Below are 14184 nucleotides of genomic sequence, written 5' to 3' on the forward strand. Positions count from 1 at the left end.
TTTCGCAGAGCGAAACGGATTCTTTGATGCTATCAGAAGCATCAAACGGGGATTCGGGATGGGTATCGAGCCGGGCGCGCAGCGCGATCGCTCTTGCTTTCGTCACGATGCATCACCAATTCCGCTTTGGGGACGATGAGGACGACGAGCATGGGCGACGTGGTCAACCTGAAACGATTCAAGAAGCGCGGCGAGCGCGAACAAGCAGCCAAGCAGGCCGAAGCCAATCGTGCGCTATTCGGTCGCACCAAATCCGAACGAGCGCGTGACGAATTTCTCGGCGAGCGCAACGCGCGAGTGCTGGATCAGCACCGCATCGATCAGCAGCGTATCGAAAGTGGTGACGCATCATGAAGTCTCCCGTCGTCAAGCGTTCGATCGTCGTGGCCGGTCACAAGACCAGCGTCAGCCTCGAAGAAGCCTTCTGGAACGGCATGAAGGAGATTTCCGGTCTGCGGAACATGACGCTGTCCGAATTGGTCGGCGAGATCGACAGCAACCGCCAGCAGGGCAATCTGTCCTCCGCGATCCGGCTTTTCGTGCTCGACTATTTCCGTTCGCGCGCTACCCCGGCGGTGCCGACGGATGTCAGGCCGCAGCAGGTCGACACGCGCCAGCAGGCCTGACGGCCTTCACCGGCCGTCGATTGAGCAGACGGCCGTTCCGCCGCGCGGACTTCAGCATGAAGGTCAATCGCATCGTCGCGAACATTGCCGCATCCGACATCGCGGCGGCGAAGTCGTTCTATCGCGACGTGCTTGGCCTCGAGCCGTTGATGGATTTCGGTTGGGTTGCGACTTACGGCTCATCCGAAACGATGCAGGTTCAAATCAGCTTCGCTTCCGAAGGCGGCTCCGGCACGCCGGTACCCGATCTCTCGATCGAGGTCGACGACCTCGATGAAGCCATGCGCCGGATGACGGCAGCCCGCATCGCGATCGAATACGGACCGGCGGACGAGCCGTGGGGCGTGCGGCGCTTCTTCGTCCGCGATCCCTTCGGCCGGCTGATCAACATCCTCCAGCACCAATCCTGATCCAGCGCGTCGTTTGACGCGTCTCCTTCGCGCGAACCAGTGCCCACTTCGCTTGAAAACGCGGATTAGTTCTGCATCGCCGGTCGCGGGGGCGGATTGGCGACCTGCGGCGTCAGCGACAATGGCGGGCGCAGCGGCCTTGGCCTCGCCGCGCCGGGCGCCGGCTTGACCTCGATCGGCGGCGGCAATGGCGCCACCTGCGGCTGGCTCGCCACCGGCGCGGGCGGCACGACGGCCGGTGCGGTTGCAACCGGCGGAACGATCGGCGGTCGCGGCGCCACGATCTTCGGCTTTGGGGCCACGCGGCGCGGATCGCGCCCGGGCACCGGCACGTCCGCCGGTGGTATCGCCGCTGAATTTGCGCCGGGCACGTCGGGCGTCGGCTCGGCGGAAGGCGGCAGGGCCGCCGGGGTCGGCGGCGGCACGGGTTCGCCGCGCTCGATCGCATCGAGCCGCCTGGTCTCCCGATCGATCGCGCGCACCGCGAGCCACGACGACAACGCCGCAATGTCGATGCTGCGCGACAATCCGTCGGGCGTGCCGACGGCGAGCAGCTGGATCTCCGGGCGGCTGTTCGCGGTGCCGACCTGGGTCGATGCCAGCGCGGCGCGAATGTCGGCCTGGTCGGCCGGAATGTCATAGCCGCCGGACAGGATGACGTTGGCACCATTGGCCGCGAGCGTGGTGGCACCGACCCGGATGCGGCCGTCACGGATGTTGAAGGGAATTTGCGCCGAAGCGACCGATAGCGGACCCGCCGCGAGCGCCGGTTCGACGATCTGCCGCAACCGCGTATCGTCGGTGGCCTGACCGGAATCGCTGGCGCGGATCGCGACGTCGAACGCACGCGGATCGAGCCCCGGAAGGTTCAGCCCGTCGAGCGTCACAGTGCCGCTGCCGGACAGCGCACCTGATAGCGCCGAGGCGCTGCGGCCCTGCGTCAACAACGTCATCTGCATCGAAGCGCGTGCCCTCGGCATCGCCAGATTGCGGTAGCGCAAGGCCGAAGCGTCGACACCCGACAGCTGCACATTGGCGTTCAGCGCGAGCCCGTTGACGCCCTGCCGCGCGTCGATGGAGGCAGTCGCCTCGCCGCCGCCGATCTTGCCCTTGATGCCGTCGAAGGTCAGGGCCTGCCCGTCCGACCTGATGGTGCCGCTGACCGGCTGCAGCTCCGCGCCGCCCGGCAGCCGACCATGCAGCGCTTCGAAGGTGACCTTGCCGCGCCAGGCGCTTGTCAGCCCCTGGCCGAGCGGCTCCGTCGCATCGTGACCCGCGCTACCGATCGCAGCCGCAAAGATCGGCGCCAGCTCGATTTGATCGAGGCCGACTTCGCCTTCGAGGCTCTTCTGATCGCCGAGTGTCAGCGCCAGACGGCCGCGCAGCCGCGAACCGGCGACGATGCTGTCGAGATCGTCGAAGGTCAGTTTGTCGCCCGCGAGCGTGAGCTTCGACGACAGGCGGATGTTCGCGGCGGGATCGGATGATTTCAGATTGAGCAGCGGACTGATGTCGGCGCTGCGGACGCGGAGGCTGACGCTGGATTTGTTCTCGCTGGCCCCGTCCTTGGTCCAAGGCTCCGCCGTCCCCTCCGCATCGGCGTCGAGCCCCGCGCCCCAGAGTCTCGCCTTCAGCCGCAGCGGCGCTTGCCACGCGCCGCTCACGGTGACCTCGAACTGGGTCGCGCCGGCGCCGGCTGCGACCGCACCGTCAAGGCCGAGCAGCGCCAGCAGCGCACCGCCCTCGCCGGCGGAGATTTTCGCCTCGGCTGTCATGTCGCTGCGGCGAAGTGCGTCGACATCCAGCGCACGGATCGCAGCGAGCGGCGGCGTCGCCGAGATCACCGTATTGCCCTTGAGCGGCGGCGTATCGAGATCGAGCGTCGCGCGCGCGTTGCCGCGATCGGCGGTCTTGCCCTTGCCGAGATCGAGCACAAGCCTGGCGCGGACCGGGCCGGCATCCGCACGAAGCACGCCGAGCCGCGCGGCGAGCGCCGGCGCGAAGGGCTGAACGACGGCAGTCAGCCGGGCGAGCGAGGCAGCGGTCGCGTCGAGCGTGAGCTTGCCGGTCGAATTCGCACGGTCGAAATTGCCGCTGCCGTCCAGCGTGACGTTGTCGGGCTGGCCGATCTTGACGCGCTCGAGCACGATACTCTTCGGGTTGTAGACAATCTTCGCCAGCAGCGGTCGCAATTCCTGCCCCGAGGAGATTGCGCGCGCGACGTCCAGCGACAGCTGCGCCTCATCGGGCCATTCGGCTTGCGGACCAGCCAGTGAGCGGATGACGGCTGCGGTCGCATCGAGATCCAGCCGCTCCGCCTTCAACTGCGCCTCGACCTTCGATCCGCTCGCCGCCTCGCGATGCGCGACCGCGATGCGGCCCTCGAGCGCGCCGCCCTCGACTTCCGCCTTCATCGCGTCGATCGAAAAGCCTGATGGCGACACCGTGACGTCGCCGCGCAGGCGCAGCGGTTTCTGGCTGCGATAGGCGATGTCGCTCCGCCCCTGCAGCCAGGTCATCAGCGTATCGGGATCGGACGATTCGATGTTGAGCGCGGTCTTGAAGCTGTTAGCGGCCCCGGCTTGCGCGCTGGCGCCGCTCAGCGAGACCCGGGTGGATCCCGGCGCGCGAAACTCCAACCGGCGCACGATCCATGATTTCGCATCCGATTGCAGCTCAGCCGAGATGTCCTGTAATGGGCGGCCACCGAGCATGACCTGCTCGGACGTGAGCTCGACCTGCGCCGGAATCGGGCTTTGCGGAAGGCCCGACAGCACCGCACGCATCGCCGGCAGCACCTGCACCGGCTCGACATTGCCGTTGCCGCCATCCTTGGTGCCATCTTTGGCGGCGAACCTGTCGCCATCGAGCTGCCGCGCCGCAAGGGAGGCGCGCAGCAACGGCGAGGTACCGAACCGGAGGTCGCCATTGCCCGCGAGTTTCAGAGCACGGTCCTCGGCGCCGTAGCTGACCTCGATCTGGTCGAGCCGCGCCGCGGAATAGTCCGACTTGACCTTGGCGGCGATCCGCCACGACGGCATGTCGCTGCCGCCGCGCTGGCCCGGCGTGCCCGCCAACGTCACTGTGCCGTCGAACCGCGGCGCGCGGGCCTCGAAGGTCAGGATGCCGTCGAGATCGGCCGACACCGGCCGCTGCCCGGGATCGATGTTGAAGTGCAGGCGGGTGCCGCTGCCGTCAGCGCTTTGCCCCGACGAGATCCGGAACGGGTAGCGGTTGCCGTCGAACATGAAATTGCCGTCACCGCGGATCGCGCCGGCCAGCGAGCGGACATCGCCGCTGAAAGCAATGTCGTTCAGCTCGAGCGTGCTGCGGCTCGCGGCATCGTGCAGCGCGACGCGGCCGGTCAGATTGAGGCGGTCGATCGCCAGCGAAGCCAGGTTGAAGGTCCCGCTCGACGGCGACCAGTCGATCCGCCCCTTCGGATCGAGCCCGAGATCGAGCGACAGGCCGTTGATGGTGAGCTCGTTGGCGCGCACCTCGCCGCGCATCAGGGAGCTCAGGCTGAACTCGACGTCGAGATCGGCGGCGCGGACCTTGCCGAGGTCGTTGGCGCTGCCGACGGTGACGGATTTCAACCGCAGCGATGGCGCGGGCAGCAGACGCGCGTCAAGATTGCCGGCGACGCGAACCGGCGCGCCGATGATCTTGGACGCCTCCGCCTCGAACTGCGGCCTGAACTGGTTCCAGTCAACGAAATACGGACCGACCAGCGCAGCGACCAGTGCAAGAATGAAGGCGATTGCCAGGCCGAGCAGCGTCGTCTGCACGGTGTCTCCCTTTGAGCCCGCTCCGCGGCAGCCTCCTCATGCTGAACGCTTTGCCAACCCTTGGCCGGAGCAACCCAAATATAGAGACAAGTATGGCGAAGTCACAGCGGCTTTACCGCTGCGACGTCGGGTGGACTACGGATTTCCGCTCAAGCCTGCGTGCGCCGGCCGTCGCGGCAGGGGCGCTGCCCTGCCGCTCAACCGGGATGTCACCAGCTCGCAGGGAGCCGCTTCAGCCCGCGCAGCACAAACGTCGGCCGCCACTCCGGATTTTCCGCGTCATCGAGCCGCAGGTCGGGGATCCGCCGCAGCAGGGTCGAGATCGCGATCTCGGCCTCGATTCGCGCCAGCTGGGCGCCGAGACAGAAATGGATGCCTCCGCCGAACGACAGCGGCTTCACGTTCGGCCGCTGGATGTCGAGCTTTTCGGGATGGTCGGGATAGACAGCCTCGTCGTGATTGGCCGAGCCCAGCAGGCACAGCACGCTCTCCCCCTTCGGGATGCGCTTGCCGCCGAGATCCTCGATGTCTTCAAGCGCGACGCGGCCGGTCAGTTGCACCGAGGAATCGTAGCGCAGGAACTCCTCGATCGCGTTGGTGATCAGGCCGGGATTGGCCTTCAGCAGCGCGAGCTGATCCGGGTTGCGATAGAGCGCAAGCAGCCCGTTGCCGATCAGGTTGACGGTCGTCTCATGGCCCGCGCCGAACAGCAGGATGATGTTGGCGGTCAGTTCCTCGTTGGTGAGCTTCTGGCCGTCCTCCTCGGCCTGCACCAGCTGGGTGGTGAGGTCGTCGCCGGGCTGCCTGCGGCGCAGCTCGAACAGCTGGTGGAAGTACATTGCGGCCATCACGTTGCCGGCATTGCCCTTCTTGATCTCCTCCGCCGACAGCGGCACCGGATCGAGCAGGCGTCCGCCGTCGCGCGAGCCGGTATAGAAGGCCTCACGCTGCTCCTCGGGGATGCCGAGCATGTCGCAGATGATGGTGACCGGCAGGCGGAACGCGAAATCGTCGATCAGGTCCATCCGCCCTTGCGGAATGATGCGGTCGAGCGTCTCGTCGACGATCTGCTGGATGCGCGGACGCATATCCTCGACCCGGCGTGCGGTGAACGCCTTGACGACGAGGCCGCGCAGGCGGGTGTGATCCGGCGGGTCCTGCTGCAGCATCCAGTGGCTCATGCTGCGGAAGACCGGCTCCTCCATGATCTTCGGGCCGTAGCGGCGGATCGTACGATCGACGTAATCCTTGCCGAACCGCTTGTCGCGCAGCACGAGACTGGCCTCGGCGTGCCGGCTGGCGACGAAGGCGCCGTGCGCATTGACATGCATCGGATCGAGCCGGCGCAGCCGCTCGTAATACGGATAGGGATTGCGAATGAATTCGGGTGCCAGCGGATTGAAAAGCGGCTCGCCGCTCGCCGGCTGAACTTGCTCGTTCATGGTGACCTCGTTCGCTCGCGGCCCCGGTGCCTCCACCCTGGCGCGCCTTGGTGTCATCCTCAAGGCCGCACGATTACGGTGCGGCTGTTCTGGTTCTGCAACTCGATACACTCTTGTATCGAGTTGCATTCTGCCCTAAACTGCGCCGATGTCAAGGGTTCGAACCAGACCGACACGGGACGACACCTGCGAGAAGCTGTTCGAGGCGGCAGCGCGGGTGTTCGAGGAACAGGGCATCGGCGGCGCCAGCATCGAGACGATCGCGGCGGCGGCGGGCTTTTCCCGCGGCGCGTTCTATTCGAACTTCAAGAGCAAGGACGAGCTGATCATCGCGATGCTCGAGGACCACGTCGAGCAATCGATCCGGCGCAATCTCGATCTGCTTGCCAAGCACAGCAACCTGTCCGACTTCCTGGAAGCGCTGCGCACCGCGGATCGCAGCCGGCAGGATCCGCTCGGCCGTTCGCCTCTCCTGCACATGGAGATGATCCTGTTCGTGGCGCGCGCCGAGAAGCGCCGTCCCGAGCTCGCCAAGCGGCTGCGCGCGCGGCGCAAGCTGATCGCCGACATCGTCGAGACCGCGCAGAAGAATAGCGGCAGGAACGCCAGGCTCAACCCGGACTGGACCGGTGCGATCGTGCTGGCGCTGGAAGACGGTTTCCGCCTGCACCGGCTGATCGATCCGGAGACCACACCCGCCGACAGTTGCCTGCGCGCGATCACCGACCTGCAACGCGCGATCGGCGTGTCATCCACCTGATCTTGCGCTTTAGCTCGTAGCATGATCGTTTCGGAAAACCGCCTCGCAGTTTTCCGGATCATGCTTTAGACGGCGCTGGCGACCTTGTGCATCTGTCCGGCGACGGCGCGGACCTTGCGAGGCGACGCCTGCCAGATCGCGAATGCCGACAGCAGGCTGACGGCAATCCCGAGCAGGAAGGCGCTGGTGTAGCTGCCCGAGAGATCATAGAGCTGGCCGGTGATCCAGGGGCCCGCGGCGCCGCCGGCGAGCGCGGCCAGCATCACGGTGCCGAAGATGCTGCCGTAATGCTTGCCCTGGAAGATTTCGAGCACCACCGGCCCCATCACCGATGTCAGGCCATAGCCGAGCGCACCCTGGGTGAAGACCATCAGATAGATCAGCGCCATGCTCGGCCAGTATGTCAGTGCAGCGAGCGCGGCAAAGCAGATCACGAAGCCGAAACACGAGATCGCCCACACCCATTCACGACCGATGCGATCGGACAGGTGCCCGAGCCAGATCTGGCCGGGAATCCCGAGCAAGCTGACGACGCCGAGCGCCCAGACGCCGACATTGGAGCTGAAGCCGATGTCGAGCAGGAATTTGGTCTGGTGCACCTGCACCGCGTACCAGATGTACAGGCCGCAGAAATAGCCGGTCGCGATCCACCAGAACCGCGCGGTCCGCAGCGCGCGCGGCAGCGTCCAGTCGATGCCGGCCCAGGCCGGATCGACGATGTTCGATGCCGGTTTCGCCGATGTGGCGGTCGGCGCCGCATCGCCGTCCGGCTGCAGGCCGATGTCTTCCGGCCGCTTGTGCAGCAACAGATTGATCGGCGCGAGCACGACCAGCACCACGATCCCCATCGCGGTGCAGGCGGTGCGCCAGCCGGCGTGCTCGATCATGTGCTGCACCCACGGCAGCAGCGTCACCGAGCCGATGCCGACGCCGGCGAAGGCGAGTCCGATCGCCAGCCCGCGGCGGCGAATGAACCAGTTCGGCACGAACAGCGATTGGCCGGAATAGCCGAGGCAGACGCTGCCGGAACCGACCAGCACGCCGATGGTAAGATAGAGGTGCCAGGGCTGGGTGGTCAGCGGCGCCAGCAACAGGCCCGATCCCATCAGAAGCACGCCAAGCTCCATCACCGCGCGCGGACCGCTGCGGTCCATCAGGCGGCCGATCAGCGGGCTTGCGATCGCAGACGCGACAAAGCCGAACGAGAATGCGCCGGCCGTGATGCCGCGCTCCCAGCCGAACTCGGAGATGATCGGCGGATAGAACAGCGAGAACGCCGTTCGCGCGTTGACCCCGATCGCCATGGCGACGAACGTCACCGCGACGATCACCCAGCCGTAGAAGAATGGAAGCCGCATGACCACCTTGTGTCAGACCTGAATTGAACTGTCGATGCCCGCGATATCCATCAGCCACCCAGCGCGTGGCTTGCATGGCCGAAATAGGCGCGCTCGAGCCGGTGCGCGAGATCGCTTTCGCTGGTCGGGGCCTCCAGCGCGATTGCTCCCTGCACCAGCGCGTAAACACGATCCGCACATGCCAGCGCCTTCTCGAGCAGCTGTTCAACCAGCAGCACGGAGGTGCCCTGCGCGCGCAGCCGCCCGATGACGTTGAGGACGCGATCAACCAGCACCGGCGACAATCCCGCCGAGGGCTCATCGAGCATCAGGAGCCGCGGCCGGCGGACCAGGCCCTGCGCCACCGTCAACATCTGCTGCTGCCCGCCCGACAGCGCGCCGCCGCGCTCATGCCGCTTCTCGGCGATCTCGGGGAAGAACGACAAGGCTTCCTCGACGCGCACGACGCGCTCGGCACGCGGCAGGTCGTAGCCGGCGAGCAGCAGATTGTCGGCGACCGAGATCTGCGTGAACACGCGATGGCCCTCGATCACATGCACGAGCCCGGCGCGCGCGGCATCGCGCGGCGTGGCGTTGGTCATGTCGTGGCCGCCGAACCGGACCTGCCCGGCATTGACCGGCAACAATCCCGACATGGCGCGCAGCAGCGTGGTCTTGCCGGCGCCGTTGGGACCGAGCAGCGCCACGACCTCGCCGGCCGCAATCGTCATGTCGATGCCGTGCAGCACGCGGATCTTGCCGTAGCCGGATTCCAGCGCGCTCACGTTGAGCAGGGGTTCAACCACCGAGGTAGGCACTGACCACCTCCTTGTGGACGCGGATCTCCGCCGGCGTTCCCGCCGCCAGGGTGCGGCCGAGATTGAGCACGGTGACCTGGTGGCAGATATCGAAGATCAGATCGGCATGGTGCTCGACCAGCAGCACTCCGGTGCCGCGGCCGCAGATCGCCTTGATCAGGGTCGCGAGCCGCGCGATCTCGTCGTTGGAGAGGCCGGCTGCGGGCTCGTCGAGCAGCAGGAAGTCGGGATCGAGCATCAGGGCGCGCGCGATCTCGATGAAGCGCAGCTCGCTGTGCTGCAGGCGGTCGGCGCGCACATCGGCGAGCGCCTCGAGGCCGACGACGCCGAGCAGCGCGCGCGCCTTGGCGGCGAGCAGTCGCTCGTCGGCGCCGTTGCGCGGCAGCGCGAGCATCGCCTCGACGAAATTGGCCCTGCCCTCGATCGAGCCGCCGATCATGACGTTCTCCAGCACCGAGGCTTCGCCGATCACGCGCGGCGTCTGGAAGGTGCGCGCGATGCCGCTGGCTGCGCGCTTGACCGGCTGCCCCGCGGGCAACATCTCGTCGCCGAGGGTCATGGTGCCGGCCTTGGCGGCGTAGTAGCCCGAGATCACGTTCAGCGTGGTGGTCTTGCCGCTGCCGTTCGGTCCGATCAGGCCGTGGATCTGGCCCGGCGCGACATCGAGGTCGAGGCCGTCGATTGCCCTCACATTGCCGAAGCTGAGTGCGATGCCGCGCAGCTGCAACGCCTTGCCGCCGTCGCGCCGCCGCACGATGTCGGCGAGCGCGGCCGGGCGCGGCACGATCGCCCGATTGCTGGCGAGCGGACGGCGGTTGCGGAAGTCGAGCAGCGCCGCGATGCCGCCCGGCATCACCAGCACGATCAAGAGCAGCAGCACCGCGTAAAGGAAGGTCGACCAGGCCGCGAGCGGCGCGGCGATCTCGGGCAGGATGGTCAGGATGATGGTGCCGAGCATCGGCCCGAGGATCGAGCCACGGCCGCCGATCAGGATCGCGATGAAGAACAGCACCGAGAGATCGAACGTGAACGCGTCGGGCGTGATGTAAGTCTGCAGGGACGCGAACAGACCGCCGGCGATCGCCGCCAGCGCACCCGCGAACAGGAAGATCGCGATCAGCATGTCCGGCTTGGAGATGCCGCTGGCCTCGGCCGCGACCTCGGCGTCGCGCACCGCGATCAGGGCGCGGCCGAACCGGCTGCGTGCGACATTGGCGCTCAACCAGGTGGTGCCGACCGCAAAGCCGGTGCAGAGAGCGTAGAACCCCCACGGCGTGTTGAACGGCGCCGGGAATTCGGGACCGGCGATGCCGATGCCGCCACCGGTCACGCTCTGCCAGGCCAGCGCGATCTGGGTCACGATGGTCGCAAAGCCGAGCGTCGACATCGCGAAATAGAAGGTGCGCAGGCGCAAGGCCGGCAGGCCGACGACCACGCCGAACACCGCGCCGATCAGGCCGGCGACCGGCAATGCGGCGAACACCGGAAGCGCCGGCATCACATTGCCAGCGACCAGCACGCTGGTCGCGTAGGCACCGAGCGTCAGCAGCGCGACATAGCCGATCGCGAGATGACCGGCAAAGCCGACCACCAGATTCAGTCCCGACACCAGCACCCAGTAGATCGCCATCCGGGTGCCGATCAGCACCCAGTAGTCATTGCTGACGAAGGGCAGCAGCACAGCGGCCAGCAAAATGCCGACGAATGGCAGAACGTGCGGCAGCGTCGCACGCCATGCGCCGCTTCCGGTCTGTGGCTGAGTGGTGGCGACCGCCGTCATCACACTCTCCGCGCGGTCGAGCTGCCGAACAGCCCCTGAGGAGCCGCGAGCAGCACCACGATGAACAGCGTGAACACCGCGACCGAGGAGAAGATGCCGCCGACCAGGAAGTTCGCGGCCTGCTGGAAAAGGCCGAGCGCCAATCCGCCAATGATCGCGCCCCTGTTGTTGCCGAGCCCGCCGAGCGCCACCGGCACGAAGCCATAGAAATTGAGCAACGCGCCGTTGGCGAAGAAGGCCAGCAGCAGCTGTCCGCCCGAAAATCCGGCGATGCCGCCGACCACGCCGGCGAGCGCGTAGCTCGCGACGCGCAGGTTGCGCTCCGGCAGGCCAAGCGCCCGCGCCGCAAAATTGTCCTCCGCGATGGCGAGGAAGGCGCGGCCGACCAGGGTGCGGCGGTAGAGATATTCGAGGCCGATAATGGTGACCGCGCAGGCTGCCACCGGCAGCCAGAACTTTTCATCCAGCACGCCCTCGCCGAATCCTGCGATGCGCGGGAACGGCTGCGGCTCGGTGCCCCATTTGATCGCGGTGACCTGCTGAATCATCAGCGCGACCGCCAGGGTCGAGAGCACGTAAAGATGCTGGTCGAGGCTCTTGAGCACCGGCCGCACCGCGACGAATTCGGTGATGATCCCGATCACCGCGCAGCAGAGCAACGTCAGCACAAAGCCTATGGCGATCGGCAGGCCGAGCTTCAGCGTGAACATCGAGCCGAACACGCCGCCCAGCATCGCGAGCTGGCCGGCGGTGAAGCTCATCACCCGCGAGGTCGAGAACATCGTGTTGTAGGTGACGCCGACCAGCGCGTAGATCGCGCCCGCCGCGAGACCGGATGCGAGGATCGAGGCCAGCATCGGCTACGCCCTCACCCGTCTATGTATACCCCGGCGCCAGCGCGAAGGTGCCGTTCTTCGCGGTGCTCGATTCCGACATCACGATCTCTTCGGTCAGATAGCCGTTATGCTCGGTCGGAGAGAAGCGATAATTGCCGAAATAGCCGGGATAGGTCGACAGCGAGTTCCAGTATTTGATGATCCCGGCGCTATCGGTCGAGCCGCTCTCCGCGACCGCCTTGGCGATCAATTCGATGCAATCGATACCGCCAGCAATCCACCACAGCAGCGTATCGTTCAGCGCGACATTGGCCTTGGTCAGCCGCGCGACCAGGTCCTCGCTCTTCGGCGGCAGCTTGCCGGCGCTGTCATAGCTGCAGCTCTTGTAGCCGATCGCATAGACCTTCTTCCAGTTCTCCGGCTTGGCGACCAGGCTCGCGAGTTCGCCCGATGCCATCGAGGGATGGCCGACGAACGGAACGTCCCAGTTCATCGCGGCGCGGGTGTTGAACATCCGTGCCTCCATCCCGGTCGAGACGCTCCACACCACGATCGCCTCGGCGCCGGCGTTCTTGGCGCGCAGCATGTCCGGCGTCATGTCGGGCTGCGTGGAATCGACATTGGCCTGATACACGACTTCAGCGCCGTCCTTCTTGAACGCCGCGACGGAGGCACCGACCGCGGTGACGCCATAGCCGGTGGTGTCGCCGATCACGGCAACCTTCCTGGCCTTGAGGATCTTGAGGCAATAATTGCGCACGGCATCGTCCCACTGACTGTTCGACGGCGCGATGCGAAACGCATTGGGGTACTTCACCGGATCGATCAGGGTCTCGACCACGCAGGGGTGCAGGTCGGGCATTTTGGCGCGCGCCATGATCGGGGTCGTCGCCAACGCTTCGCCGGAATTCAGCGGCCCCCAGATCGCATGGACCTTGGCCTGGCTGATCAGCTCCTGCGTGGCGTTGACTGCCTTGGTCGGATCGCCCTGGGTGTCGCGCATGACAAGCTCGATCTTGCGGCCCTTGACGCCGCCGGCGCCGTTGATGGCATCGACCGCGAAATTCACGCCGCGGTTGAAGCCGACGGTCGGCGCCGAGCTCGGGCCGGTGATCGCCGCGAGACAGCCGATCTTGATCGGCTCCGATTGTGCGATGGCAGGCGCCGGGAAGGAAAATGATGCGGCGCCCAATGCGCCGGCGCTGCCCAACAAGACGTCACGGCGTGACATGGCCATGTGATGCACTCCCTGTTTCCCTCTCGGCGCCCGTCGTTTGCTGCGGGACGTCCATTGCTTGATTGTCCGCGCGCTCATGGCCGCGGTTATTGCAAGCTCAAGTTTGGGCTGGATGCGAAGCTCTTGTCCAGCCCCGCGGACGGCATTGCGCCTTGTTGAACTTTCATAGCCGCGGCCGCCGCGTCCAGTGCTCGGCATTCACGGCGCCGACGGGCACCTCGCCCGCGGCGATCTTCGCCACCTGGCGCACGGTCTCCGACGACTGATGCTCGATCGCCTGCGGCGTCAGGCCGCCGACATGCGGCGTTGCGATCACATTGCGCAGCTCCGCGAGTTCCGGCGACGGCATCTGGTCGGGCGCGCGGCCGACATCCAGTGCGGCGCCGGCAATGCCGCCAGCGCGCAACGCAGCCGCCAGCGCCACCTCGTCGACGAGATTGCCGCGCGACAGGTTGATGAAGAACGCGTGTTTCTGCATCCGCGCCAAGGCGGCCTTCCCGATCAGGTTCTCGGTCTGCGCATTGGCGATCGCAAGGCAGACGACATAGTCGGCGCGCGCCAGCAGGTCGTCGAGCGGAAGATGCGCGATCGCGGGGTCATCAATGGTCGCAAAGGGATCGGCGACCAGCACGTTCATGTCGAGCACCCTGGCGATCCCTGCAAGATAACGCCCGATGCTGCCATAACCGATGATGCCGATCGTGCTGCCCGCCAGCTGGCGGCCCATCACGACTTCGGGCGCCCCGCCCGCGTGATACGCGGCGGTGGCGCGGGAGACGCCGCGCGACAGATCGACCATGAAGCCGAGCGCAAGCTCGGCGACCGACTGAATGAAGCCGGCGCTCGCCTGCGTCACCAGCACGCCGGCGGCCGATGCTGCCGCAACGTCGATGTTGCGGATATCGACCGCACAGCGCACGAAGGCGCGCAGTTTCGGAAGCCGGGGAAAGATCTCGCCGGGTCCCTGGGTCATGCGATCGGCGACGATGATATCGACATCGGCCGCAGCCTCGACCAATGCCGCCGCGTCGAGCGCCTCGTCCCCGTCGTGCAGCCTGACGTCGGCGACCGCGCGCAGGCCGTTCAGGCTGCGCTCGCCGTAATAGTCGCGGCGCATCTGCGGGGTGTGGGCGAGAAGCACCTTCACGAT

The 14184-nt window shown here is 66.6% G+C and carries 12 protein-coding genes; 4 read left to right on the forward strand and 8 right to left on the reverse strand.

The window, feature by feature from the left end:
• Window positions 1-150: 150 nt before the first annotated feature.
• Genes JQ507_24295 through JQ507_24305 form a run of 3 tightly spaced genes read left to right on the forward strand, consistent with a single transcriptional unit; the run spans window position 151 to window position 1036 of the window.
• Window positions 151-354, forward strand: coding sequence for a DUF4169 family protein (locus tag JQ507_24295; protein QRI68047.1), 204 nt, complete (start codon window positions 151-153; stop codon window positions 352-354).
• Window positions 351-626, forward strand: a complete 276-nt coding sequence (locus tag JQ507_24300) for a ribbon-helix-helix domain-containing protein (GenBank protein ID QRI68048.1) — start codon at window positions 351-353, stop codon at window positions 624-626. The genes JQ507_24295 and JQ507_24300 overlap by 4 nt, the downstream gene beginning before the upstream one ends.
• Window positions 627-682: 56 nt before the next feature.
• Window positions 683-1036, forward strand: a complete 354-nt coding sequence (locus tag JQ507_24305; protein ID QRI68049.1) for a VOC family protein — start codon at window positions 683-685, stop codon at window positions 1034-1036.
• Window positions 1037-1101: 65 nt separating this feature from the next.
• On the opposite strand, the gene JQ507_24310 is transcribed toward JQ507_24305, so the two are convergent.
• Both JQ507_24310 and JQ507_24315 read right to left on the reverse strand, forming a co-directional pair.
• Complete coding sequence (locus JQ507_24310; GenBank protein ID QRI68050.1) at window positions 1102-4824, reverse strand: AsmA family protein; 3723 nt, start codon at window positions 4822-4824, stop codon at window positions 1102-1104.
• Window positions 4825-5033: 209 nt separating this feature from the next.
• Window positions 5034-6266: a cytochrome P450 gene (locus JQ507_24315; protein ID QRI68051.1), complete on the reverse strand. Its 1233-nt coding sequence runs from the start codon at window positions 6264-6266 to the stop codon at window positions 5034-5036.
• 148 nt (window positions 6267-6414) lie between these two features.
• Between JQ507_24315 and JQ507_24320 the strand changes: the two genes are divergently transcribed.
• Window positions 6415-7026 carry a TetR/AcrR family transcriptional regulator gene (locus JQ507_24320; GenBank protein ID QRI68052.1) on the forward strand — a complete coding sequence of 204 codons (612 nt, stop codon included), beginning with the start codon at window positions 6415-6417 and terminating at the stop codon, window positions 7024-7026.
• A 65-nt stretch (window positions 7027-7091) separates the two neighbouring features.
• Here JQ507_24320 and JQ507_24325 read toward each other — a convergent pair whose 3' ends face one another.
• From JQ507_24325 to JQ507_24350, 6 genes are all read right to left on the reverse strand, one after another.
• On the reverse strand, window positions 7092-8384 hold the full coding sequence (locus JQ507_24325; protein QRI68053.1) for an MFS transporter: 1293 nt from the start codon (window positions 8382-8384) through the stop codon (window positions 7092-7094).
• 50 nt (window positions 8385-8434) lie between these two features.
• Window positions 8435-9181 carry an ABC transporter ATP-binding protein gene (locus JQ507_24330; GenBank protein ID QRI68054.1) on the reverse strand — a complete coding sequence of 249 codons (747 nt, stop codon included), beginning with the start codon at window positions 9179-9181 and terminating at the stop codon, window positions 8435-8437.
• Window positions 9162-10961 carry an ATP-binding cassette domain-containing protein gene (locus tag JQ507_24335; protein ID QRI68055.1) on the reverse strand — a complete coding sequence of 600 codons (1800 nt, stop codon included), beginning with the start codon at window positions 10959-10961 and terminating at the stop codon, window positions 9162-9164. Before JQ507_24335 ends, JQ507_24330 begins: the two co-directional genes overlap by 20 nt.
• Window positions 10961-11818 carry a branched-chain amino acid ABC transporter permease gene (locus JQ507_24340; protein ID QRI68056.1) on the reverse strand — a complete coding sequence of 286 codons (858 nt, stop codon included), beginning with the start codon at window positions 11816-11818 and terminating at the stop codon, window positions 10961-10963. Before JQ507_24340 ends, JQ507_24335 begins: the two co-directional genes overlap by 1 nt.
• Before the next feature lie 19 nt (window positions 11819-11837).
• Window positions 11838-12989 (reverse strand): ABC transporter substrate-binding protein, encoded by a 1152-nt coding sequence (locus JQ507_24345; protein ID QRI73492.1) that lies wholly within the window; start codon window positions 12987-12989, stop codon window positions 11838-11840.
• Window positions 12990-13197: 208 nt separating this feature from the next.
• Window positions 13198-14181, reverse strand: a complete 984-nt coding sequence (locus tag JQ507_24350; protein QRI68057.1) for a hydroxyacid dehydrogenase — start codon at window positions 14179-14181, stop codon at window positions 13198-13200.
• Window positions 14182-14184 lie beyond the last annotated feature (3 nt).

Origin of the sequence: Bradyrhizobium sp. PSBB068 (assembly GCA_016839165.1) — a bacterium.
Classification (GTDB): Bacteria; Pseudomonadota; Alphaproteobacteria; order Rhizobiales; family Xanthobacteraceae; genus Bradyrhizobium.